Origin of the sequence: Streptomyces sp. NBC_01428 (assembly GCF_036231965.1) — a bacterium.
In the GTDB taxonomy this organism is placed as follows: Bacteria; Actinomycetota; Actinomycetes; order Streptomycetales; family Streptomycetaceae; genus Streptomyces.
In genome coordinates, this window is sequence record NZ_CP109499.1 from 5,954,127 (window position 1) to 5,977,498 (window position 23,372).

Below are 23,372 nucleotides of genomic sequence, written 5' to 3' on the forward strand. Positions count from 1 at the left end.
GTTCAGGTGCGCGAGACAGCGGCCGCGTACACGTCCATGAGCCGTGCGGCGCTGCGGGTGATGCAGTAGTGGTGGGCGGCGTCCGCCGCCGCGCGGGGGGCCGGGCCCTCCGTACGGACGCGGGCCAGGGCGCGGACGAACGAGTCGGCGTCGCCCCCGACCCGCAGGGCGCCGCGGGCCGCTTCGGGCGGCAGGTCCTCGACGGCCGGGCAGGAGACGTACAGCACCGGCAGTCCGGCCGCCATCGCCTCCACCACGGCCAGCCCGAACGCCTCCTCCGGGCTGGGCGAGGCGAGGACGTCCATGGCTCCTATCAGCGACGGCAGGTCGGCGCCGGGGGAGCCGCCGGTGGGGCGTTCGCCGGTGAAGAGCACCCGGTCCGCCACCCCGGCGTCGTGCGCGGCGCGCCGCAGCACGCTCTCCTCCGTGCCGCCGCCGACGAGCAGCAGCCAGCAGTCGTCGGGCAGTTCGGCCAGCGCCCGGATCAGGACGTCGAACCGCTTGCCCGCCGCGAGGCGTCCGACCCCGCCGACGACGTACGCGCCCTCCGGCAGCCCGAGCCGGCGGCGGGTGCGTTCGCGCAGCACGGGGGCGAAGCGGAAACGGGCCACGTCGACGCCGTTCGGCACGACCTCGATGCGCGGCCCGGGCACGCCCCAGCGGCGCAGCCGGTCGGCGACCGTGGGCGACACGGCGACGGTGGACCGGCCGAGCCGCTCGCTGGCCAGGTAGAGGGCGCGGACGCCGGAGCTGAGTCGGCGCCCCTCCATCTGGGAGTCGCCGAGGGAGTGTTCGGTGGCCACGACGGCCTTCACCCCGGCCAGCCGGGCGGCGAGCCTGCCGTAGACACAGGCCCGGTAGAGGTGGGTGTGCACGAGGTCGTAGCGGCCCGCGCGGATCACCTTCACCAGCCGGGGCAGTGCCCCGAGGTCACGGTTGCCGGTCATGCCGAGGTCGATCACGCGCACACCGTCGTCGGTGAGTCCGGCGGCGACGGCACCCGGGTTGGTGAGCGTCACGACGTCGCACTCGACGGGCAGATGCCGCAGCAGCAGCCGCAGTTGCTGCTCGGCGCCGCCGACCCCGAGGCCGGTGATGATGTGCAGCGCCTTCATCAGACCCCCTCGACGGGGCGCCGGCGCAGTCGGTGCAGCTTGTGCTTCAGGAGCATGCGTACGGGGGTGTCGTTCTCGCCGACGTGCACGCGGGGGAGGGCGTGCGGGCCGGAGAGCGGGCCGGGGTCGATCGCGCACCCGTAGCCGTACCCGGCGTCGCGGACGGCGTCGACGACCCGCTCGTCGATGGTCCCGTAGGGGTAGCAGAAGCCCTCGACCGGAGCGCCGATCAACTCCGAGAGCACCGCTCTGCTCTCCGCGACCTCGGCGTGCAGCACCGTGTCGTCGGCCTTCGTCAGGTCGACGTGCGTCAGGCCGTGCGAGCCGACCTCGACACCCTCGGAGGCGGCGGCGAGCCGGATGCCCTGCTTGGACAGCAACGGCTTGCGGGGGCCCAGCGGGTCCCAGCCGTTGTCGCCGCCGAGCCGTCCGGGCAGCACGAAGAGGGTGGCGCCGAAGCCGTACCGGTGCAGGAGGGGGAGCGCCGTGTCGACGAAGTCCGCGTACCCGTCGTCGAAGGTGAGACCCACCAGGTCACGGGCCTCGCCGCGGGCGCGGGCGGCGAGCAGGTCGGCCATCCCCACCCCGCGCAGCCCGCGGCGGCGCAGCCAGCTCAGCTGCTGGTCGAGGCGGTCCGGGGAGACCGTGATGCGGTACGGGTCGTCGGAGCAGTCCCCGACGGAGTGGTACATCGCCACCCAGGGCGGGGCGTCGAGGGAGCTCGTGCCGGTACGTCTGCTGCTGTCAGCGGAAACGGGCATACGGAACCCTTCGTGTGACGGAACGGAGTGCGGGTGCGAACCCCTCGACCCGGAGGATCCAGGCCAGCAGGGCGAAGACGACGGTCACGACCGTGCCGCCGAGGACGAGGCCGAGCAGCGGGGAGTCCGGGCGGCTCGCGCACAGACCCCCGGCCACCGCGGCGACCAGCGCGGCCCGCAGCGGTTTGCCGATCTCGGTCAGCACCCGGCGGGTGCGGATCGGCACACTGCGCGGCCCCGTGCCGTACAGCAGGAGCACGGCGCTGAGGGTGATGCCGGTGGCGTTGGCGGCGGCGATGCCGCACACCCCCCACGGGCCGACGGCCAGGACGCCGATCCAGGAGGTCGCGATGATCCCGGCGGTCATCGCGAACAGCGGGTACCAGGTGGGCCGCCCCGAGGAGAAGTACGACCGCACGAGCGCGCCGACCAGCGTGTGACCGAGCAGTCCGAGCGCGTACACCCGCATGACCGACGCCGTGGCGGCCGTGTCCGCGGCGGTGAACGCGCCCCGCTGGAAGAGGAGCTGGATGATCTGCGGTGCGCAGGCGGCGACCGCCGCCGCGCCCAGCAGCACCGTGCAGGACACGAGCGCCAGATCGCGCTCCACCCGGTCGCGGGCCCGCTCCGTGTCCCCCTCGGCGATCGCCTGCGCGACCACCGGGAAGGTGACCGTGCACAGCATCAGCGAGAGGACCATCGGCATCTGCGCCACCTTCTGCGCGTAGTTCAGATGCGAGATCGCCCCGGCGGGCAGCGAGGAGGCGAGGAAGCGTTCGACGAGGACCTGGGACTGCCGGCAGAGCGCGAAGAGCAGCACCGTGCTGACGAGCGTCAGGTCCATCGGCCGGGCCGGCTCGCTCTCCAGGAGTTCTCCGGCCGACTCCTTGCGCCGCAGCTGCCGTCCCACCGAGGGGAGTTGCGCCACCACCATCAGGGCGCCGCCGACCGCCACCCCCAGCGCCGCCGAGCGCACGCCCCAGCGGCTGCCGAGGACGAACATCGCCGCGATGATCCCGGCGTTGTACGCCACGTAGATCGCCGCCGGCGCGACGAACCGGCGGTGCGCCCGCAGGGCCGCGCTGCAGTAGCCGGCCAGTCCGAAGGAGAACACGCAGGTCGCGGTCAGCCGGGTGCAGTCCACCGCGAGCCGGGGGTCGGGCAGGCCGGGCGCGAGCGCCTCGACGAGGTAGGGGGCGCCGGCGATCAGCAGCGCGCCGACCGCGGCGAAGGCGAGCGTCAGCCGCGGCAGCGTGGCGGCGACCAGGGCCCGTACGGGATCCCCCGCGTCTCCCCGCGCGCGCCGGGCGACGGCCACGCTGAACAACGGGACCAGCACGAAGGCCAGTCCGTCCTCGATCAGCAGCGTCGCCGCGAACTCCGGGACCGTCCACGCGACCAGGAACGCGTCCGTGTCCGATCCGGCCCCGAACAGGTGGGCGAGCGCCTGGTCCCGGCCGAGGCCGAGGACCGCTCCGGCGATCGAGAGCGCGACGGTGACCAGCGCGGCCTTCGCGAGGAACCGGTTGGAGGCGGCCGCTTCGGACCGGGCCTCCTGCTGCCCGGGGCCGGGAGGATCGGTGGAGGGGAGAGCGGGCGGAGCGGTACGGGCGCCGGGGAGCGCCGCACCGGCGGACGCCGTCGCCCCGGCCTCCGCCGTCGTACCGGCGCCCGCCCTCGCCCCGGGTTCCGTCGCCCCACCGGCTGCCGTCGTCGCGCCGGGGTGCGTCCCCGTACCCGCGGCCGTCGTCCCGCTGGGTTGCGCCGCCGTGCCCGTGGTTGCCATCGGTGCCCACCCCGCTGCCGTGCCGGTGGTCGAGCTGGTCGGCGCCGGGTGGCGGGCCGCGCTCGCGGCGGTCGGCCCGACGCCGGTGGCCCGCTCGGAGTTCCGTTCCGCGTCCGCCCCTGCCCCCGTGTCCGCGCCCTCGTTCGCGTCCGTGTCTTCCCCCGCCCTGGGCGGCGTGACCGTCATCGCGCCGCGGCCTCCTCGGGTACGGAAGGGGCCGCGGCCGGGGCCTCCGGGCCGGCCGGGGCCGCCTGGTCGACCAGCGCCCACCAGCCGATGAGGCCGAACACGACAGCGGTCAGCACCGTGGAGGGGCCGCCGATGTCCGCGTACACGAAGTCGGTCAACTGCCAGACGATCAGCCCGCACGCGACGAGCGCGCAGTCCGTGCCGGCCGGGATCCGGGCCCCGGCGGACCGGGCCCCCGGGGGTGTGCGCCGTACCCGGAGGAGCCCGCGCAGCGCGCACACCAGAAGCGCGAGCCAGCTGCCTCCGAGCGCGAGCAGCCCGATGAGGCCCTGCTCGCTGAGGACGAGGAGGTACATGTTGTGCGGGGAGAGCAGCGCCTGCTTGTGGAAGGCGGCGCCCGCGCCCGCGATGTCGCTGCCCGCGGAGAGGGCGAGCGAGGCGTGGCCGTCACGGTTGTCGGGGAATCCCTTCAGCCCGACGCCTGTGAGCGGGTGTTCGCGCCACATGTCGGTGGCGGCGGCCCACATCGTGTACCGGTCGACGACCGACTGGTCGGGCGCGTCCGTGACCTGTGTGATGCTCGCGATGCGCTCCTGCAGCATCGCGGTGCCGACTCCGAGGCCGCCGACCAGGATCACCCCGGTGGCGAGAACCACCGCGCCCACCTTCGCCGCGCGACGCAGGCCCGCGAGGACCAGCTGTGCTCCGCAGGCCACGGTGGTGGCGATCCAGGCACCCCGGCTGAACGACAGGGCGAGCGGCAGCAGCAGGGCCAGCGCGCAGGCCGTGGCGACCGCGCGCTGACGTGCCGCGCTCGTCCCGAGGGCCAGCGCCACCGCGCAGACCAGCCCGAACGCGACGACCGTCGCCATCCCCATCACGTCCGTCGGCCCGAAGGTGCCGACCGCGCGCACGTCCTCGCCCTGGTAGGAGGCGCCGGTCCCGGTGACGTACTGCTGCACGCCGACCGCCCCCTGCCACAGCGCCAGGCCGACGAACGACCAGGCCAGCAGCCGGAAGTCGCGCCGGTCGCGTACCGAGAGCAGGACGGCGGCGGGGACCAGCACGAAGATCTGGAGGTACCGGGCGAGGCCGGTGATCCCGGCCCCCGGGTCCGCCGCCCCGGCCGCCGCGACCGCGATGCCGACCACCGGGAGCCCGAGGACCACCGCCGCGGTCGCGGACAACGGACGCCGACGGGCCCGTACGAGACGGATCGCGCAACTCACCACGACCACACCGGACATGGCGTCCGCGATGTTCGCGCCGCCCTCGCCGCCCGGCGCGACCGGCAGCCCGAGCAGGGCGATCACCACGACGACGGGCAGCACCGGCAGCGCGCGCCGCAGGACGGCGATCGCGCTGTCCAGCGGAGTGACGGTCAGGGCGTCGCTCATCGGCTCAGCTCCCCGTCGGACGGACGAGCGCGGCGGCCGTGCGCAGCAGGATGCAGATGTCCTGCCACAGCGACCAGTTGTCGATGTAGGCGTTGTCGAACCGGCAGCGGTCCTCGATCGAGGTGTCGCCGCGCAGCCCGTGCACCTGGGCGAGGCCGGTGATGCCGGTCCGCATCCGGTGCCGGGCCGCGTAACCGGGGTAGGTCTGGCTGAACTTGGCGACGAAGTACGGGCGTTCGGGGCGCGGCCCGACCAGGCTCATGTCGCCCCAGAAGACGTTCCACAGCTGGAGCAGCTCGTCGAGCGAGGTGCGCCGCAGGAAGTGGCAGAAGGGGCTCATCCTCAGCTCGTTGGCCACACTCCAGCGGGTCGCCGCCTCGTGCGCGTCGACCGGGCGGTGGGTGCGGAACTTCAGCAGGGTGAAAGGCCGCCCGTCCTTGCCGATGCGCTCCTGCCGGAACACCACCCCCGGCCCGTCGCTCAGCCGCAGGACCACCGCGCAGAGCAGCAGCAGCGGACTGACCATGAGCAGCAGCGTCCCGGAGACGGCGACGTCCAGCAGCCGCTTGCCGACGCTGGAGCGGCGCAGCGTCATGGACAGCCGGCGGCAGGCGAACCCGGCCAGCGTGTCCCGCCCGTCCCGCTCGTACGACGGGGAGTCCGCGTCGACCTCCCACAGCTCGCAGCCCGCCTCCGCCAACGCCCGCAGCATCGGGGCGCGTTCGGCGGCGGGCTCCACCACGAGCACGGACCGCACGCCGTTCTGGATGAGGGCCCGCTGCACCTCCTCACCGGTCGTCAGGACCGGCAGGCCCTCGACGCCGGCCGGCTGGTCGGCGACGACACCGACCGGCCGGACCCCGCAGTTCGGGTGACGCAGGAAGGCCGCCGCCACCCGTTGCGCCGTCGCGGCGGGGCCGACGACCAGGGCCGCGCCCGGGTGCAGGACCAGGGACCGGCGGCGGCGCCAGTGCACCGTGCCGCGCCCCGCGCAGCTGATCGCCGACTGCGCCGCGCAGCCCAGGACGAGCGTCCGCGCGGACAGCGCGGCGTCCGGGACGAGCGCGGCGACCAGCGCCGCGAGCGTGCACCAGGTGACCGCGACCCGCGCGCACAGGGTGGGCAGTTCGTCGAGCAGGACCGGTACGGGCGCCGGACGGTAGAGCGACGCCCGCGCGTTCAGAGCGACCACGCCGACCAGCAGCGCGACGACGAACAGCGGATGCCTGCTCTCCGTGAGCGCCTGCCCGCTCGCCAGAGCCGCGACGGCGTCCACGGCGACCAGCGGCGCCCAGGCGGCCCGCCGGGCCGCCGTCCGCCGGCCGGCCGGAAATCTGAAACCACCGTCGGCCCCGCGTGGAGGGATGACCGAGACGGGCGAGAATCCGTACTCCCGGGGCTGTCCGCCGGGGGAGGGAACGGTGCTTTCCGCAGTCACGAGTGGATGGACTCCCTGCACTCGGTGTGGTCCCCGCACGCGGCGCTCCCGGCGTGCTGCGCCGGTACGCCGGCCAGCAGTTCGCGGTAGACCCCCGCGACCGCGTCGGCCGTGAGGCGCACGTCGTGCGTGGTCAGTACATGGCGGCGCCCCTGCCGGCCGAGCGACTCGCGCAGCTCCGGTTCGGACAGCAGGGCGCCGATCGACTCGGCGAGGGGTTCCGGCTCCCGCGCGGGGACCAGACAGCGGGGGTCGTGACCGGCCGGGAGGCTCTCCCGCGCGCCGTCCACGTCCGTCATCACGACCGGACGGCCGCAGGCCATGGCCTCCAGGGGGGCCAGCGCCATGCCCTCCCAACGGGACGGCAGCACCACGAGATCGGCGGCCTGGTACCAGGGCACGGCGTCGTCGGTGGCCCCGGCGAACAGCACGTCACGCGGTGCGCCCGCGCGCAGCCGGGCGGAGTCCGGGCCGTCCCCGACGAGCACCAGCCGGGCCTCGGGGACCCGCCGCAGCACCGCGTCCCACGCCTCCAGCAGGACGTCCTGCCCCTTCTGCCGGCACAGCCGTCCCACGCACACCACCAGCGGGGCAGCCGGGTCCACCCCGGCGAGCTGCGGAAGTCCTGCGCGTACGGCGTCCGGGAGCGCGGGGCGGAAGCGCTCCGGGTCGACCCCGTTGGGGATCACCCGCCACTGGGCGCTCACCCCGGCGTGCACGCCGGTCGTGCGCTCCGCGTCGCTCACGCACACCACCCGGGACGCCCAGCGCGCCCCCCACCGTTCCCACCGGAGCGCCAGCGCGGCCGCGGTGCCGTCGACCGCCTCGAACGACCAGGCGTGCGGCTGGAACACCGTCGGCACGCGTCCCCGCAGGGCGAGCCGGGCCGCGAGACCCGCCTTCGCGCTGTGCGCGTGCACCACGTCGGGCCGCACCCGCGCCAGCACCCGGCCGAGCCGGCGCACCTCCTGCGGCAGCAGCCGCCCCGGCGCGCGCGTCGCCTGCCAGGGCCGGACGTCGGCGCCGAGCTCCCGCACCTCCCGGGCGAAGGCGTTGCCGTCCGGGCAGGCGACGGTCACCCGGGTTCCGGCGGCCAGCTGCGCCCGGACGAGGTCGGCGACCACCCGGGCGACGCCGCCGTCGACCGGCTGCGTGACATGAAGGACACGCGGCGGAGGGTCGGTGGACAGATACATGCGCGGTTCCTTGCTCACGGGCGGCGCGCCGGGGCGCGCGTCACTGCTTCGCGTCGACGGCGGCGAACAGTGCCCCGACCCAGGCCGCGTCCCGGTGCGAAACGATCCGGAAGGCCAACTGGTCACCCCCGGAACGGATCCCCTTGCCGAATTCGAGAACGTCCGAGTCGTAGCCGAGCGTGTTCGAGTACGCGGGCACCCGGCGCGTCGTCGCAGGTCCGGGCTCACTGATGGTCGAATTCAGCACATCGTCACGAGGGTTGGCGGCGTCGCTCAGCACCGTGGGCGCTCCGGGGCCGGTCGAAAGGGCGAGCGAGTCACCCGTACTGCCGCGGTCGCCGTTGTACGCGACCAGGCCCACCCGGCCCCTGACGGTCCCGGGGAGCGACATCGGGCCCAGCGGCACCGAGCGCTCCGCGTCGTCCGGGCCCAGCGTCCCGAAGCCGTCCCACACGGACAGATGCCTGAGCGGCTCCGCCTTCTTCTCGTACGCCACCACCAGCGTCCAGCCGCCCCACGCACCGGCGGCCGTCCTGCCCTTGGCGACGTTGACCTGGGCCACGGTCCACAGCCCCCCGCCGCTCGCCCGCACCAGCCGCGTCACGTCCGCCGAGGCCTGGAACGCGTCCGCCCCCTGCGCCACCCGGTGCCCGACCACGCTGTCCGCGAGCAGTTCCTTGTACTGGCCGCCGGGCTCGGCGATCAGCACCCGGCCGTTGTCCTTCGGCGGCTTCTGCTCGCCGACACGGAGGTTGCCGCCCCAGTACAGGCGCGCGTACGTGACGTGCGCTCCCTTGGGCAGCCGCACCTCGGAGCGGCTGGAGTTGTAGGTGTTCGGGTCCTTGTCGACGTCGATGTAGAACATGTCGAAGTCGCCGTTGGCGGCCCGGCCGCCCGCCCGGGCGGTGGAGCACGCGTTCGCCGCGGAGCGGGTGGCGCCCGATGCCGTCGCCCCGCGCCGGTGGCCGGCGGCCTTCGCGGGAGCCGCGGGGTGCTGGGCCCGTGCCGAACCGCGGCAGCTGATCGAGGAGTTCGCCGCCCGCACGATCCCGCCGTGCTGGAGCGCGTGGTACCGCTGCGTGAAGGCCGGGCTCTCCGCCTCCGCGGCGGGTCCGGCGGCGGTCGCGGCGGCGGCCGGCGCCCACAGGGTGGCGAGGGCGGAGCAGCCCACCATCGCACGGCGCAGCAGCAGACCCGGAGAAATACGCATGACCGGCGGTGCCCTTTCGGGGGAAAAGGTTCTGGACCAGCGGAGGGACGGACATCTGCAGAGCGAATCGGTGCGCGCCGGCTCCCCGTCTCTCTTCCGGCGCCGGTCGGCGTCTGGTCGCAGGCGCCCTCGGGAGGTGGCCGACTCTAGCTGTTGTCCGTATTTATGGGTGAAACCTGTGATGTGTGTCGGATTCGTGAAGCCCGGCCGTTTGTGAGATCACCCCTTTGGAGGCACAACCCGCGTGCGCGCCGCGCGTTGAATGCAGAGCCGGGCAACCCGCCCGGATGTTGTGTCGACTTCCAAGGAGCATTTCTCCATGTCGCGTATCGCTAAGGGCCTGGCCCTGACCTCCGTTGCCGCCGCCGCCGTGGCCGGCACCGCCGGCATCGCCGCCGCCGACAGCGACGCGCACGGCGCGGCCGCCCACTCCCCGGGCGTCCTGTCGGGCAACGTCCTGCAGGTTCCCGTCCACGTCCCGGTCAACGTCTGCGGCAACACCGTGAACGTCATCGGCCTGCTGAACCCGGCGTTCGGCAACACCTGCGTCAACGGCTGACGTCTGCGCGGATCTTCTGCCGGCCGCCCTCCCCGACGGGAGGGCGGCCGGTTCGCGTTGCCCCGAACGGGGGAGACCCGCAGCGGGGCCCGGCATGGCTCCTCACCTGCGGCGATGACGGTGGTAGAGGCACCCGTCGATTACGTAGGGCATGCGAACGGTTGCAGAGTGCGATGACTGCTTTCACGGTGGAGTCAAGATCCGACGCACCACCGAAGGGAACATCCATGCGTGCTCTGCCCGTACGGCGCATCGCGACCTCCGCACTCTGTGCCACGCTTCTGATCGGGATCGCCGCACCGGCCTCCATGGCCGCCGACGGCGACCTGCCGCGTGGCCACAGCCATGCGGCGGCGCCCGTACCCGGCGCGGACGCGCTTCTGGCGCAGACCAAGACCCTGGGCGACATAAGCGGCGTCCTGGCCCCGGTCACCGCCCTGGTCGACGCCGCGCTCAAGGCGGACAACGGCCAGATTCCCGCCGACCAGGCGACGAAGCTCGGCCAGGCCGCCAAGGACGCCATCGCCAAGGTCACCGCCGCGGCTCCGGTCGCTCCGCCGGCCGCCGCCCCCGCCGTCCCGGCCGTGCCGCCCGTCGCGCTGCCGGCCGTGCCCCCGCTGTCCAAGAACGCCGAGCGCCCGCGGGCCCTGGCCGCCGCGGACGTCAAGGCCGACGCGCTGACGGCCCTGCAGACCGCCGTCGACTCGCTGGTCAAGGCGGTCACCTCGGGTGACGCCGCCTCGGTCGTCCCCGCGGCCACCGCCGTGGTGACCGGGCTCGTCAACTTCGTCGTCGCCACCGTTCTCGGCGGCGGCCTCCCGGCGCCGAACCTGCCGGGCCTCCCGGCGCTTCCGGCGCTGCCGACGAGCGCCCTCCCGACGGGTTCGCTGCCGGTCTCCTGACGGACCGTCCGCGAACCGGGCGCCTCGCCCACCGGCCGCCGTACCGACCCCGCAGGGTCGGTACGGCGGCCGGTTCCGTCTGTCCGCGCACCGTCCGCCCGCCTCTTATATGAGAATGCGACACGCCGGTCATTCGGGTGGGGTGCAGGAATTTTCTGCACGCGGGGTTTCCGTCGCGTTCGGGGCTCGTTAGCCATGTCAAAGAGGAATTCCCTCTGGTGACATGAGTTGCCGAAGAAAGGAACACGATGAAGTCCCTCAAGGCCGCCGCTGTAGTCGCCGGGTCCCTGGTCGTCGCCGGTGCCGCCGCACCCGCGTTCGCCGCCGGAGCCTCCGACCTCACGCCCTCCAGCCTCAACGGCGCCCTGGAGACCATCACCAGCCAGCGTTCGCTCAGCGTGCAGGACGTCATGCCCCTGCAGCACCAGTCGAACGCGCTCGACACCGAGAACAAGAACTCTCTGCTCAGCACCGTGAGCGGCACGACGAAGGCGCTCAACGCGGCCGGCGGCCCCTCGCAGCTGCTCGGCGGACTTCCCCTTCAGAAGTAGTGGAAAGAATTCATCGCGTGTCTTTCCTCGACGTGCGCGGGCATTTCCTTAGGCTCGTGGGCAAATCTCCGAGGAAAGGGCTGACGATGAACTCTGCCAAGAAGGCCGCGCTGATTTTCGCCACCGCCGGAATGGCCGCCGGTGCCGCCGCGGGCAGCGCTGTCGCCGACTCCGGTGCCGAGGGCGCGGCGGTCAAGTCCCCGGGTGTCGCCTCCGGAAACGTCATTCAGGTCCCCGTGCACGTTCCGGTCAACGTCTGCGGCAACACGGTCGACGTCATCGGTCTGCTGAACCCGGCGTTCGGCAACACCTGCGTCAACGACTGACGTCGTACGGCCATGCGCCGAAAGGACCGATTCCGCAGCCGTGGAATCGGTCCTTCGCGCTGTTCGAGTCGCGTCCTTCGTTCGTGTGGTCGCGCGGCCGGTCATCGCCCGGGCGGGTGAAATCGGGAAGGGGCCCGAACGGATGCGCCGATAAGGTTCCGCGGTGACCTCAACCTCAAGCCAAATGAGCCCCCTTCGGGCCGTCGATCTCGGCACGCTCGCCGTCATGGCATTCAGTGGTGAAGCTCCCGACGGCGACATGCCCTACCTCCTCGCCTACTCCCTGGGCGACGGCGAGGGCGGCCCGGAAGGATCCGCCTCCGCCATCCGGCAGCTGCTGACCGACAACGGGATCCCCGTCGGCGAGACCCTCATCGACGGGTCCAAGCACCCGAGCCTGCCGCTCACCCTGCTCGTCGAGGGCGGCCAGGCCGTCGTCCGGATGCCGCACCTCAACGCCCAGTGCGTCGCCCCGACGGAGTGGCTCGCGGCGGTGGGCGAACGCGGCTACGCCTACTTCCTGTTCGCCACCCGCGCCTGGCCCGTCGCCCAGCCCGGCAAGCCCGTCGCGCCGGAGGACCTGACGGCCTTCGCGGGCGACGAGGACACCCTGCTCAGCGCCGCGCACGTGCTGCTGCCCGCGCGCAGCCTGCGCGGCTGATGACGGCCGCCGCAGGGCCGGGGGACGGCGTCGCGGGCAGGGGTGCGCGCGGGCACGCCGTGGGCAGCAGCCGTGCCCTCGCCCTGCTGCTGGTGATCACGGGGGCGGCCGGGCTCCTCGCCGCGTGGGTCATCACGATCGACAAGTTCAAACTGCTCGAGGACCCGAACTTCGTGCCCGGGTGCAGCCTGAACCCGGTCGTGTCCTGCGGCAACATCATGAAGAGCGACCAGGCCTCCGCCTTCGGGTTCCCCAACCCGATGCTGGGCCTGGTGACGTACGGCGTCGTGACCTGCGTCGGCGTGAGCCTGTTCGCCCGGGCCGCGTTCCCACGCTGGTACTGGCTGATCCTCAACGCCGGAATGCTCTTCGGCGTCGGATTCTGCACCTGGCTCCAGTTCCAGTCGTTCTACCGGATCAACTCGCTGTGCCTCTGGTGCTGCCTGGCGTGGGTCGCCACGATCATCATGTTCTGGTACGTCACATCATTCAACGTACGACATGATTTTCTACCCGCTCCGGAATGGCTCAAGACATTCCTCGCGGAATTCACCTGGGTTGTTCCGGTCCTGCACATCGGTGTCATCGGAATGCTGATTCTGACCCGATGGTGGGATTTCTGGACGAGCTGATCATTCCTATCGGACGACTATTGCGTCCGGCGGGGGAATATTTCGCTGATGGCGTTCCCGGCATCGTTACGCGGTACGGACGCAGAGCCACCGAATCCTGAAAGGGACCGTACCTGAGATGAAGCCGACCACACGAGGAACTCTCGCCGCCGTCATGACCGGGGTGGCGGCGGTGGTGGGTGCCGCCGCCGCGACACCCGCCGTCGCGGCGGACACGGTCCCCATCCCCGTGCCGCTGAACGGTGTCGAGCAGGCCCTCAACCTGCGGACGCCCCACATCGCGGGTGAGCTGCCGGTACCGGTGCCCGGCTCGCCCGAGGGACCCCGCTACGTCGAGGGCCGGATGCTGCCCGACCGCACGCTTCCCCAGCTGCCGCTCGTCGGCGGGCTGCCCGGGGCGGACCTGCGGACGCCCCTGCCGCACATCCTCGGTGAGGGCTTCGACCACCTCGGGGTCTCGGCGCCCGCCGCCGACCTGCGGACGCTGACCCCCGGGCTGTCCCTGCAGGCCCCGCTCGGCGCGCCGAACGCCGACCACTTCGGTCTCCCCGACGTGAAGCTGCCGCAGGCCGCCGTGCTCACGCCGCTGCTGCAGACCGTCCCGGGGGCGAACGTGGAGACGGGCTCCGGCGCCTGAGACCCGCGCGGTCGCGGTCCCGGGAGTCCGGCCCGGGCCCGCCGCCCGAACCATCCGGCGCCGCCGTCGTTGAACCCTGCTGAAGACGCTGCATCCGCCTCAATCCGTGGAGGAGACAAGCATGTTCGTCAGCTGGGTGTCGAGCAGATTACGGGGGCGCGGACCGAACCGTGCGCCGGCCGGCCGGGTGCCGGGCCGGGGCGCGGAACGCCTTGCCGACACCATGGCCGTGACCCGGCGCGGTGTGACGCGGGGCCTGCTGGTCTCGGCCGTCGCCGTGGCACTGGCCCCCGTCGTCGCCGCCTCCCGGGCCTCGCGCCCCGAGCGGCAGGACGACCTCTCCTTCGACGAGGTGTACCGCGGCCGCCACCTGCTCGGCAGGAGGAGCGGCTCGGACGGCCGGGTCGCGTTCACCGGCGCGGAGTGGCTGGTCACGGTGGACGGCAGGCCCCTGCACCTGATGCGTCGGGCGGACGGCGGCTATCTCAGCATGGTGGACCACTACGTGTCGTACCCGACGGCCCTGGAGGCCGCGCGTGCCGCCGTCGACGAACTGGACCCCGCCGAACACCTGCGGGCCATGAAGGCCATGGACGGCATGGACGGCATGAAGGGGATGGACGGTGCCGGCGGCGACCGGAGCGGCGGGGGCGGGAGCACGCCGTACGGCAGCGGTACGGAAGGGGGCGGCCACCACCATGGTGTACACGCGTAAGGACGTCAGCACGCTGACCAGCTCGGAGCGGCGCCGTTTCGTCACCGCGATGCTGGAGGTCAAACGCCGGGGCCAGTACGACGAGTTCGTCCGCACGCACATCGACTACTACGTCGCGGACGGCGACGACGGGCTGCGCGCGGCCCACATGACGCCGTCCTTCCTGCCCTGGCACCGGCGCTTCCTGCTGGAGCTGGAAGGTGCCCTGCGCAAGGTGGACCCGTCGGTGAGCGTGCCCTACTGGGACTGGACACGGGACCGTGCGACGACGTCCGCGCCCTGGACCAAGGACCTGCTCGGCGGCAACGGGCGGAGTTCGGACCGGCAGGTGACGACCGGGCCGTTCGCCTACGCGCAGGGCAAGTGGATCATCAAGGAGGGGGTGACGGACGGGGTGTTCCTCACGCGGGACCTCGGCCGGCCGCGACAGCCGCTCCAACTGCCCACGGCAGGCGACCTGAACGCCGCCCTGGCGGACCCCGTCTACGACACGTCGCCCTGGAACTCCACGTCCACGCGCGGCTTCCGCAACAAGCTGGAGGGGTGGGGGCACGGGTCGGGCAACGCCGCCTGGGCCAACCACAACCGCGTCCACCGCTGGGTCGGCGGTCACATGCTGGGCGGCGGATCCGTCAACGATCCCGTGTTCTGGCTGCACCACGCCTTCGTCGACCTGCAGTGGTCGCGCTGGCAGCAGCGGCACCGCGGTGCCCGCTATCTGCCCGAGCGCCCGCCGGGTCTCGGGAACTCCCAGCGCGGCCGGATCATCGCCCGCAACGAGGAGATGCCCCCGTGGGGCGTGACGCCGCAGTCGATGGAGGACCACAGCGCCGTCTACCGGTACGCGTGAGGCCGTCCACCGTCCGCACACCGGGGACGGCGAGGCCCCCGGCAGCGACTTCCTGCCGGGGGCCTCTCGCGTGGCGTGGGTCAGTGGCCGTAGCCGTAGCCGCCGCGGTCCTTGTCCTTGCCGTGGCCGCCGTCGTTCGAGCAGTGGTTGCCGAAGGCCGGGTTCAGCAGGCCGATGACGCTGACGGTGTTGCCGCACACGTTGACCGGGATGTTGACCGGCACCTGGATGACGTTGCCCGAGAGGACGCCGGGCGAGCCGACGGCCGCACCCTGGGCGCCCGCGTCAGCCATGGCCAGACCGGCCCCGCTGATGACAACGGCACCCGTGCCGAGGGCGACTGCGGCGACCTTCGCGATGCGAGACATCACGTTCTCCTTTGGTTCGATGAGCGCGGTGGCACGGACGCGACCGCACTCCCCCTTCAACGCGCCCGCCCACACCTGGTCACGGGCGTTGACCGGGGTATCGCCCACCGACCGGCACCGGACGGGCGGCGGAAATTCGCTTCGGTCCGCCCCACCCGCTCAACTAGCCTGCCGGGCATGCCGACCGACCGATCCACCGAACGGGCCAGTGACCAGAGGGCCGAACAGCCGACCGCTCCTGCCCCGTCCGCCCCGCCTGCCCCTTCCGCCGAGCGGAGCGCACCGGCCGAGCGGACCGAGCCGGTCGAGCCGGCCGACCTCGCCGGCACGGTCGGCCTCTTCGCGGAGGAGTCCCGCGCCCGCGTGTTCGCGGCCGTCGTCCTCGGCGCGACCACCCCCGTACAGGTGACCGAGCGGACGGGCCTGTCCCCGAAGCAGGCCACCACCGCGCTGCGCAGGCTGCGGGACCAGGGCGTGATCGCGGAGGGCGCCGACGGGCTCGCCGTCGTCTACGACCGCTTCCGCAAACTCGCCCGCTCCGCACGGGAGTCGAAGCCCGCGGCCGAGAGCTACGGCTCCGGGGACGAGCAGTCCGAGACCGTACTGCGGACCTTCGTGCGCGACGGCCGTCTCGTGCGGCTGCCCGCCCAGTGGGAGCGCAAGCTGGTCGTCCTGCGGCACATCGCCGAACGGACCTTCGAGCCGGGCGTCGAGTACCCGGAGCGGACGGTCAACGAGAAGCTGCGCGCCTGGTGCGAGGACGCCCCCGTCGACCATGTGACGCTCCGGCGCTACCTCGTGGACCTGCACCACCTGCACCGCCGGGTCGGCGTCTACCGCCGGCCCGCCGAGGCCGCCTGAGCCGCGGGCCTTGACCGGCCGGCCGGGTCAGCCGAGCAGGCGTACCGGACTGCCCGCCAGGTACGCCTCGATGTCCTCGACCGCCGCGCCGTAGTACGTCGCGTAGTTGGACCGCGACACGTAGCCGAGGTGCGGGGTGGCCAGCAGGCGGGGGGCCGACCGCATCGGGTGATCCGCGGGCAGCGGCTCCACGTCGAACACGTCGATGCCCGCTCCGGCGATCCGCCCGGCGTGCAGCGCGGCGAGCAGGGCCTCCTGGTCGACGATCGCCGAGCGCGAGGTGTTGACGAGGAAGGCCGTCGGCTTCAGCAGAGCCAGCTCGGCGGCGCCGACGAGGCCCCGGGTGCGGTCGCCGAGCGCGAGGTGCACGGACACGAAGTCGCTGCCCGCCAGCAGCTCCTCCTTGGAAGGGGCGAGCTCCACCCCCACCTCCTCGGCGCGTTCCTTCGTGAGGTTCTGGCTCCACGCACCGACCCGCATGCCGAACGCGAGCCCCACCTGGGCCACCCGGGCGCCGATCTTCCCGAGCCCCAGCAGACCGAGCCGGCGGCCGTGCAGATCGGCGCCGACGGTGCTCTGCCAGGGGCCGCCCGACCGCACCGCCTCGTGCTCGGTGACGATGCCCCGCGCGAGACCGAGCAGCAGCGCCCAGGTCAGCTCGACGGGAGGCGTCGAGGAACTCGGCGTGCCGCACACGGTCACCCCGTGCGCCTTCGCCGCCGCGTAGTCGATGACGCTGTTGCGCATCCCGGACGCGACGAGCAGCTTCAGCCGGGGCAGCCGGGCCAGCAGCGAGGCCGGGAAGGGCACCCGCTCGCGCAGCGTCACGACGATGTCGAACGCGGCGAGAGCGGCGGCCAGCGCGTCCTCGTCGACGACGTGACCGTCGAAGGAGGTGACCTCGACCCGGTCCGTGACCGGCGACCAGTCGGCGATCCTGGTCGCCACCCTCTGATAGTCGTCCAGCACGGCACAGCGAAGTCGCATGTCGGATCCCTCCCAGGCTCAGCCGGACCCTATCCGAGCGACCGTGGGACGAGCCCGGCGGCCCGTGACGGACGGCTCACCGGGAAGCCCCCACGGCCACTCCCTCCCCATGGCAGTATCTGGGCTTCATGAGTGCGTCCCCTGCGGTACGGAGCCTGCGCGCGGCGGTGTTCGCCGTGCTCTGCGTGCTGCTGGCGGCCGGCGGGCACGTGCTCGCCACCGGGCAGGCCCCCTCGCGCGGCGCCGTCGGCGCGGGCCTCCTCGTCGTCTTCGCCGTCGGCTGCGCGCTGTGCGGCCGCGAGCGGTCCCTGCTCGGGATAGCCGGGGCCATGCTGGGCGCGCAGACCGGACTCCACCTCGGGTTCGGGGCCGGGCGCCCCCAGATGACGATGACCATGCACGGGGCGCACATGACGTACGCCCACAGCCACGCCCTGACACCGCACGCCACGGCCGCCCACATCGGCGCCGCCCTCCTCGCGACCTGGTGGCTGCGGCGCGGCGAGGCCGCCCTGTGGTCCCTGCTGCGCCGGGCCGTCGCCTTCGTGCCCGGGCTCGCCGCCTGGTGGAAGGGGCGCACGGGACCGGCACCCGTACGACCGCCCGGAGAGGCCGCGGGCCGCTCGGCCGAACCGCGGCCGCTCCGCCAGGCGCTGCTGCGGCACGCCGTCTCCCGCCGGGGACCGCCGGCAGGGCTCGTGTCCACGCCCTGACCACGTCCCCTCCCGTACGGAGTTCCCCAGATGTCCCCGACGAGCACCACCCTGCGCCGCACCGGCACCCTCGCCGCCCTCACCCTGGCGGGTGTCCTGGCCGCGGCGGGCGCGGCCTCCGCGCATGTGACGGTCCACCCCGAGAGCTATGCCAAGGGCGCCACGGACGGCGTCCTGAGCTTCCGCGTCCCCAACGAGGAGGACACCGCGAGCACCACGAAGGTGCAGGTGTTCCTGCCCACCGACCATCCCGTCCTCGGGGTCCTGGTCACGCCGCAGGCGGGCTGGACCGCGAAGGTCACGACCACGAAGCTGAAGAAGCCGGTGAAGACGGACGACGGCACGATCACCGACGCCGTCTCCGAGATCACCTGGACCGGCGGCAGGATCCGCCACGGCGAGTTCCAGGACTTCGACGTCGCCTTCGGTCAACTGCCCGACGACACCGGCCGGCTGAGCTTCAAGACGCTCCAGACCTACTCGGACGGCAGCGTCGTCCGCTGGATCGAGGAGGCGAAGGAGGGTGCCGACGAGCCGGAGAATCCCGCCCCCGCGCTGACGCTCACCGCCGGAGGCGCGGGGGCCGAGGCCTCGAACGGGTCCGGCGGGGCCGCCGGTTCGGACGCCGACTCGGCGGCGCCGTCGTCCGCGTCGTCCTCGGCGTCCTCGAAGGACACCAAGGAGTCCACCGCGAGCGACGCAGCCGATGACTCCACCGCCCGCTCCCTCGGAACGGCCGGCCTGGTCGTCGGCGTCCTCGGCCTGATCGCGGCCGGGTTCGCCCTCGCCCGCGGCCGGAACGCCCGCCCCTGACCCACCCCGTCACGCGCCTCGCCGACCGGAGCCTCCGGTGGGCGGGGCGCGTGACGTCCAGGGGTCTCGTACCCCCCGGCCTCAGTCCTGCGCCGGTCCCTGTTCGGGTGTCTGCTTCCGGCGGACGAAGAGGACCGCCGCACCGCCGACGAGGACGAGCGCGATGGCGACCCCGGCGATGACCGGCGTCGCGCCCGAACCGCCCGTCTCCGCCAGGTCACTGCCCCCGGAGCCGCCGCCGCCGATCGAGGCGGGGCTCGGCTCACCGACCGTCTGGGTCGTGATGTCGCTCGCGCCGCCCTGGGTCCTGCAGTCCAGCACGCCCTTGAACCGCTTCGCGAAGCCGCTCGGACCGCTGATCGTGAAGTCGTACGCCTGGTCCTCCTGGAGCGGGACCGTCATCGTCTGGGCCGCGCCCGCCGCGATGGTGTGCTCGACACCCATCAGCTCGAACGTGAACGCCTCGTCGCCCTTGTTGACCGCCGTGATGTCCACACCGCCGTCGGCGCAGTTCTTCTCGGCGGTCAGCGCGGGTATCGCACCCTTCGCCGCCCAGTCCACGGTCGCCGTGGCGGAGACGGTGGACTCGCTGGAGCCCGCCAGGATCTGCGTCTGGCTGCGGGAGTCGGAGGCGAAGGCCCGCCCGACCGGCACGCTCGTGGACGCCTGCACGGTCAGCGACGCCGATCCGTCCGCGCTGTCCTTCGGTATGTCGAAGAAGAGACGGCTGCCGTCGGCCGCCGAGGTGACCGGCTTGCCGTGCCCGTCGACGACCTTCACTCCGCTGGCGGCCGTGTCCGCGGGCGGGGCCACCGTCACGCCGTCCGCGTCCGTGTGGACCGTGACCGGGCCGAGCCGCTCGCCCGGGTGACCGGAGACCGCGGCCGGGGTCAGGGTGAGCGAGGCGTCGGGCTCCGGGAGGTTCCGGGCGTTCCTCTGCAGGTAGTCCGCGAGCTTCTCCGCCTTCGGGTCCGCCGCGTCCACGTCGGCGCCGTCCGAGTACCGCCAGATGGCCACCTGGGTGCCCGCCGCCGCGTCCTGTTCGGTGAGCCCGCCGACGCCGGCCTTCTCGGCCAGCGCCGTCAGGTCGTTCACCTGCGGGTAGGAGTTCCGCAGGATCCAGCGGATCCTGCCCGCGTCCTTGTTGCCGCTCAGCGACGTGCCGCTCCAGGAGGTCTCCTGGTACCTGGCGTCCCGCTGCGTCGGGTTGTGCAGGTCGATGCAGTACGTCTGGAGCGTCCCGCCGTCGTCGACGGACATCTCGAAGAGTCCCGCGGAGACCCAGGAGTCCTCGCCGTGGTCGTGGATGACCGCCGACCCGTACGTCTTCAGGTCGCCGAGGGTGGCGGTCGCTCCGCCGGGGCTCTGCGGCGTCTCGTCGGCGACGGCCGTGCCGGCGGTGGCGACGGCCCCCGCGGCGACGAGCCCCGACACCAACGTCGCGGCGGCGAGACGGGCTGCCCCTCGCCTGCACGCGGACAACGCAGAAAACGCGGAAAGCACAGAATTCCCCTTCATGCAGGACCCGTTGACATGGGGGGACGGTCCCGCCAGCAGAATCAGAAGCCCCGAGAGCTGTGTTCGGCATCCTAAGGAAGGCGGCACAACGCTCTCCCCGGTCAGGTCGTCCGATAACCGATCCGACTCGGAATCGTTACCGCCCTACGGCTGGGAGCTGCGCTTATCGACAAATCCACGCGGTTTGATTCACGGCGCATCCGTCGATAAGCCGCAGTCCGTCGATAAGCCGCAGTCCGGTCAGAGAGCGGCCCTCTCTGACCTCACGTCACTCCCGCCGGTTCGGACTGCTGTCGGGCCGCGTCCTCCGCGGGTTCCTCGGGCGCCGACTCCCAACTCGGCTCGGGCCGGCCGCCTGTGCCGCCCCCGGCCTGCTCGCCGTCCCTGGCCGGGCGCCTGAACGCCGACGTGCCGCGGGAGAGGTCGTGGCCGATCGCCACCGCGTCGATGTCCGCCGACGTCCAGCTCTGCCCGTCACGGGTCTCGGTACGCACCTTCAGCCTGCCCTGCACGATGACGGGATCACCCACCGACACCGAAGCCCCCACGTTCGTCGCGAGCGCCCGGTTCGCCCACACCGTGAAGAAGTTGGTGTGCCCGTCCGTCCACCCGCTCTTCTCGCGGTCCCAGTACCGCGAGGTCACCGCCAGCCGGAACCGCGCCGACGCGCCGTTCGCCAGCTCCCGGTACACGGGCCGTGTCGCCACGTTGCCCACCGCGCACACCATCGTCTCGTTCATCGCGAATTCCCTCCCGTGCGAATGCGTCCGCCGCGGCGACCGCATGCGCTGCGGTCGCCGCGAGATCAGACTGCCTTCGCCGGGCCGGGCCCGCCGGGCCCTGTGCACCGCCGGACGGTTGTGGACAACCGCGTCACCCGACCGGGGCACCCGCCGGCGCCACGCCCATGACCCGCCCGTACTGCTCCCGCACCTCGCGGTACCGCAGCAGCTCCGCCGCCACCGGATCGAGGACCCGGGCCCGGCCGCAGCCGGCCGCCGCCTCCCGCAACCGGCGCTCCGCCTCGAGGCCGTAGCGCCGGGCGGGCCCGCGGGCCGCCATCCTGCTGCTCCACTCGACGGCCGGACCGCCGACGATCCCGCACACCATCAGCAGCACCGGAACCCCGAGGTTCGGCGAGGCGATCCCGACGATCTGCGCCACCAGCCAGAGCCCGCCGACGACTTGGACGATCGTCATCATGGCCTGCGCGAGGACCGCGACCGGCCACCAGCCGGGCCGCGGCGGCCGGCCCACCGGAGTGACCGCGCGCGCCGCCATGTCGTCCAGTGCCTCGGGCAGCCCCTGCGCGCCGCGTACGGCCGCCTCGCGCACCGCCTGCGCCCAGGGGAGCGGCAGGCCGTAGGCCGCCCGGTCCGCGACCGTCCGCACCGCCTGCTCCACCCGTTGCCGCGCGGTGGCCTCCTCGTCCGCCGGCGCCCGCACGGGCAGCCGGCCGGTCGGCGGTTCGCGCCGGTCCTGGTACCAGCGCCAGAGCCGCAGCCAGGGGGTTCCGCACGCGCGGTTGGCGTTGCGGCGCCAGGCGCGTTCGGCCGCCTCGCCGGCCGCGACGGCACCCACCGCGTCCGCGAGCCGGTCCGCGAACTCGTCGCGTGCCTCCTCGCTGAGCCCGATCCGGCGCCCGGTCGCGTAGACCGGCCGCAGCCGCGCCGCCGCCGCGTCGAGATCGGCCGAAATTCGCCGGGCGGCCGCTCCGCGTTCCCCCACGAACTGGCCCAGACACTCCCGCAGTTCACCGATTCCGTCGCCGGTGAGCGCGGACAGCGCGAGGACCGTCGCGCCCGGCTCGCCGTACTCACCGAGCGCGATGCCGTCCTCGTCGAGCAGGCGCCGCAGGTCGTCGAGCACCTGGTCGGCTGCCTCGCCGGGGAGCCGGTCCACCTGGTTGAGGACGACGAAGGTGACCTCCGCGTGCCCGGCCAGCGGCCGCAGGTAGCGCTCGTGCAGGACGGCGTCCGCGTACTTCTCCGGGTCCACGACCCAGATGACGGCGTCGACCAGCGCCAGCACGCGGTCCACCTGCTCACGGTGCTGGACCGCGGCGGAGTCGTGGTCGGGGAGATCGACCAGCACCAGGCCGCGCAGCTGGGCCTCCGCCTCCGCGCTCTGCAGCGGGCGCCTGCGCAGCCGCCCGGGGATGCCGAGCCGGTCGATGAGGGTGGCCGCGCCGTCGCTCCAGCTGCAGGCGATCGGCGCCGAGGTGGTCGGCCTGCGGACGCCGGTCTCCGAAATGGCCACGCCGGCCAGCGCGTTGAAGAGCTGGGACTTGCCGCTGCCGGTGGCGCCGGCGATGGCGACCACGGTGTGCTCCCCGGACAGCTTGCGGCGGGCCGCCGCCTCGTCCAGGACACGTCCGGCCTCGGCGAGCGTCCTGCTGTCCAGCCGGGTGCGGGAGAGCCCCACCAGCTCGCGCAGCGCGTCCAGGCGGGAGCGCAGCGGCCCGTCGTACGCGAGCGGCGCGGGCGCGGCCGGTGCGGAGGCCCGGGTCTCCACCAGCGGCGTCTGGTAGCGGACGGGGGCCGACTCGTTCACGCGCCGCGCGATGAGGCCGTCGTCCCAGACCGGGCCGTCCTCCGCGCGGGCGGCGGAGTCGCCGGTACGGGGCGTGTCCGTCCGGGCCTGGCCGTCGCCCCGGGAGGCGTCGCCCTTCCTGGCGGAGCCGGCGTCCCGCGTGGCGCCGTTCGCGCGGGACGGGGCCTCGTCGCCCTCGCCCCGCGCGCGTGGCCCGGCCACCGGGGCGCTCTTGGGGGCGCCCGCACCCGAGGCGCCCTCGGTCCGTGCGCCCTTGGTCCGTGCGCCCTTGGTCCGAGCGTCCTCGCCGTCCCTGTCCGCCCCGGCGTCTTTACCGGCCCCCGCTGCCGAAGCGGCCGCCTTCGGGGCGTCGTTCTCGTCCGGGGACGCGGAGCGCCCGCCGCCGGCGGAGGCCGGGGAGCCCGCGGAGGCTGTGGGGGCCGCGGAGTCCTCGGAACGTGCGCCGGTGTCCCCGGAGGCGGTGTTCTCGGGGGTGCCCTTCTGGGAGTGGGCCCCTTCGGAGCGGGTTCCTTCGGGACGGACCCCTTCGGGACGGTCGTCGCCGGAAGGGTCCTCTCCGTGTCGGACGTCGCCGGAGGGGTCGTCTCCGGGACGGTCGGCGTGATCCGTGTGGTCAGTGACGGCAGTCACCGCG

General features: G+C 73.5%; 24 protein-coding genes. 12 read left to right on the top strand and 12 right to left on the bottom strand.

All coding sequences use genetic code 11. The features are described from left to right. Positions 1-2 precede the first annotated feature (2 nt). From OG406_RS25815 to OG406_RS25845, 7 genes are read right to left on the bottom strand one after another with little or no spacing between them, the layout of a single operon-like run. Positions 3-1,115, bottom strand: a complete 1,113-nt coding sequence (locus tag OG406_RS25815) for a glycosyltransferase (RefSeq protein WP_329188010.1) — start codon at positions 1,113-1,115, stop codon at positions 3-5. Beyond that, positions 1,115-1,876 (bottom strand): polysaccharide deacetylase family protein, encoded by a 762-nt coding sequence (locus OG406_RS25820; protein WP_241539690.1) that lies wholly within the window; start codon positions 1,874-1,876, stop codon positions 1,115-1,117. The genes OG406_RS25815 and OG406_RS25820 overlap by 1 nt, the downstream gene beginning before the upstream one ends. Continuing rightward, complete coding sequence (locus tag OG406_RS25825; protein ID WP_329188013.1) at positions 1,860-3,848, bottom strand: lipid II flippase MurJ; 1,989 nt, start codon at positions 3,846-3,848, stop codon at positions 1,860-1,862. Before OG406_RS25825 ends, OG406_RS25820 begins: the two co-directional genes overlap by 17 nt. Then, positions 3,845-5,248 (bottom strand): O-antigen ligase family protein, encoded by a 1,404-nt coding sequence (locus OG406_RS25830; RefSeq protein ID WP_329188015.1) that lies wholly within the window; start codon positions 5,246-5,248, stop codon positions 3,845-3,847. Before OG406_RS25830 ends, OG406_RS25825 begins: the two co-directional genes overlap by 4 nt. A 4-nt stretch (positions 5,249-5,252) precedes the next feature. Beyond that, a complete protein-coding gene (locus OG406_RS25835; protein WP_329188017.1) occupies positions 5,253-6,686 on the bottom strand; it encodes an exopolysaccharide biosynthesis polyprenyl glycosylphosphotransferase in 1,434 nt (477 codons plus the stop codon). Next, entirely contained in the window at positions 6,683-7,882 is a 1,200-nt protein-coding gene (locus OG406_RS25840; protein WP_267050835.1) for a glycosyltransferase, read from the bottom strand. Before OG406_RS25840 ends, OG406_RS25835 begins: the two co-directional genes overlap by 4 nt. Before the next feature lie 40 nt (positions 7,883-7,922). After that, positions 7,923-9,092, bottom strand: coding sequence for a DUF3344 domain-containing protein (locus tag OG406_RS25845; protein ID WP_329188019.1), 1,170 nt, complete (start codon positions 9,090-9,092; stop codon positions 7,923-7,925). Positions 9,093-9,411: 319 nt separating this feature from the next. On the opposite strand from OG406_RS25845, the gene chpG reads away from it, so the two are divergent. The 9 genes from chpG to OG406_RS25890 all read left to right on the top strand — a co-directional run bounded on the left by chpG (position 9,412) and on the right by OG406_RS25890 (position 14,925). Next, on the top strand, positions 9,412-9,651 hold the full coding sequence (chpG, locus tag OG406_RS25850) for a chaplin ChpG (RefSeq protein ID WP_081217336.1): 240 nt from the start codon (positions 9,412-9,414) through the stop codon (positions 9,649-9,651). 227 nt (positions 9,652-9,878) lie between these two features. After that, the gene (locus OG406_RS25855) at positions 9,879-10,553 is read left to right on the top strand and encodes a hypothetical protein (RefSeq protein WP_329188021.1); all 675 of its coding nucleotides are present in this window, start codon (positions 9,879-9,881) and stop codon (positions 10,551-10,553) included. Positions 10,554-10,801: 248 nt separating this feature from the next. Beyond that, positions 10,802-11,104: a hypothetical protein gene (locus tag OG406_RS25860; RefSeq protein WP_266848466.1), complete on the top strand. Its 303-nt coding sequence runs from the start codon at positions 10,802-10,804 to the stop codon at positions 11,102-11,104. Positions 11,105-11,190: 86 nt separating this feature from the next. Continuing rightward, positions 11,191-11,430 (top strand): chaplin, encoded by a 240-nt coding sequence (locus OG406_RS25865; RefSeq protein ID WP_081217333.1) that lies wholly within the window; start codon positions 11,191-11,193, stop codon positions 11,428-11,430. A gap of 163 nt (positions 11,431-11,593) precedes the next feature. Beyond that, positions 11,594-12,091, top strand: a complete 498-nt coding sequence (locus OG406_RS25870; protein WP_329188023.1) for a DUF5949 family protein — start codon at positions 11,594-11,596, stop codon at positions 12,089-12,091. Further along, complete coding sequence (locus OG406_RS25875) at positions 12,091-12,723, top strand: vitamin K epoxide reductase family protein (RefSeq protein WP_267050833.1); 633 nt, start codon at positions 12,091-12,093, stop codon at positions 12,721-12,723. The genes OG406_RS25870 and OG406_RS25875 overlap by 1 nt, the downstream gene beginning before the upstream one ends. 118 nt (positions 12,724-12,841) lie before the next feature. After that, positions 12,842-13,360 carry a hypothetical protein gene (locus OG406_RS25880; RefSeq protein WP_081217330.1) on the top strand — a complete coding sequence of 173 codons (519 nt, stop codon included), beginning with the start codon at positions 12,842-12,844 and terminating at the stop codon, positions 13,358-13,360. 121 nt (positions 13,361-13,481) lie between these two features. Next, positions 13,482-14,075, top strand: coding sequence for a tyrosinase family oxidase copper chaperone (locus OG406_RS25885; RefSeq protein ID WP_406360644.1), 594 nt, complete (start codon positions 13,482-13,484; stop codon positions 14,073-14,075). Beyond that, positions 14,059-14,925 carry a tyrosinase family protein gene (locus OG406_RS25890; protein ID WP_327409791.1) on the top strand — a complete coding sequence of 289 codons (867 nt, stop codon included), beginning with the start codon at positions 14,059-14,061 and terminating at the stop codon, positions 14,923-14,925. Before OG406_RS25885 ends, OG406_RS25890 begins: the two co-directional genes overlap by 17 nt. Before the next feature lie 80 nt (positions 14,926-15,005). Here OG406_RS25890 and OG406_RS25895 read toward each other — a convergent pair whose 3' ends face one another. Continuing rightward, complete coding sequence (locus tag OG406_RS25895; protein WP_164370556.1) at positions 15,006-15,293, bottom strand: chaplin; 288 nt, start codon at positions 15,291-15,293, stop codon at positions 15,006-15,008. 177 nt (positions 15,294-15,470) lie between these two features. Here OG406_RS25895 and OG406_RS25900 point away from each other — a divergent pair, with 177 nt between their 5' ends. Beyond that, on the top strand, positions 15,471-16,154 hold the full coding sequence (locus OG406_RS25900; RefSeq protein ID WP_329188026.1) for a DUF2087 domain-containing protein: 684 nt from the start codon (positions 15,471-15,473) through the stop codon (positions 16,152-16,154). A 27-nt stretch (positions 16,155-16,181) separates the two neighbouring features. Here OG406_RS25900 and OG406_RS25905 read toward each other — a convergent pair whose 3' ends face one another. After that, the gene (locus tag OG406_RS25905) at positions 16,182-17,141 is read right to left on the bottom strand and encodes a D-2-hydroxyacid dehydrogenase family protein (protein ID WP_329188028.1); all 960 of its coding nucleotides are present in this window, start codon (positions 17,139-17,141) and stop codon (positions 16,182-16,184) included. A gap of 128 nt (positions 17,142-17,269) precedes the next feature. On the opposite strand from OG406_RS25905, the gene OG406_RS25910 reads away from it, so the two are divergent. Together OG406_RS25910 and OG406_RS25915 are read left to right on the top strand one after the other, a co-directional pair. Beyond that, positions 17,270-17,854 carry a hypothetical protein gene (locus OG406_RS25910; RefSeq protein WP_329188030.1) on the top strand — a complete coding sequence of 195 codons (585 nt, stop codon included), beginning with the start codon at positions 17,270-17,272 and terminating at the stop codon, positions 17,852-17,854. 30 nt (positions 17,855-17,884) lie between these two features. Next, entirely contained in the window at positions 17,885-18,667 is a 783-nt protein-coding gene (locus OG406_RS25915; RefSeq protein ID WP_329188031.1) for a YcnI family protein, read from the top strand. Positions 18,668-18,748: 81 nt separating this feature from the next. Here OG406_RS25915 and OG406_RS25920 read toward each other — a convergent pair whose 3' ends face one another. The 3 genes from OG406_RS25920 to OG406_RS25930 form a co-directional block, all read right to left on the bottom strand. Next, complete coding sequence (locus OG406_RS25920; RefSeq protein ID WP_329188033.1) at positions 18,749-20,170, bottom strand: Cys-Gln thioester bond-forming surface protein; 1,422 nt, start codon at positions 20,168-20,170, stop codon at positions 18,749-18,751. Positions 20,171-20,448: 278 nt separating this feature from the next. Next, a complete protein-coding gene (locus OG406_RS25925) occupies positions 20,449-20,925 on the bottom strand; it encodes a single-stranded DNA-binding protein (RefSeq protein WP_267050826.1) in 477 nt (158 codons plus the stop codon). A 133-nt stretch (positions 20,926-21,058) separates the two neighbouring features. Next, positions 21,059-23,368, bottom strand: a complete 2,310-nt coding sequence (locus OG406_RS25930; RefSeq protein ID WP_404125302.1) for a GTPase — start codon at positions 23,366-23,368, stop codon at positions 21,059-21,061. Positions 23,369-23,372 lie beyond the last annotated feature (4 nt).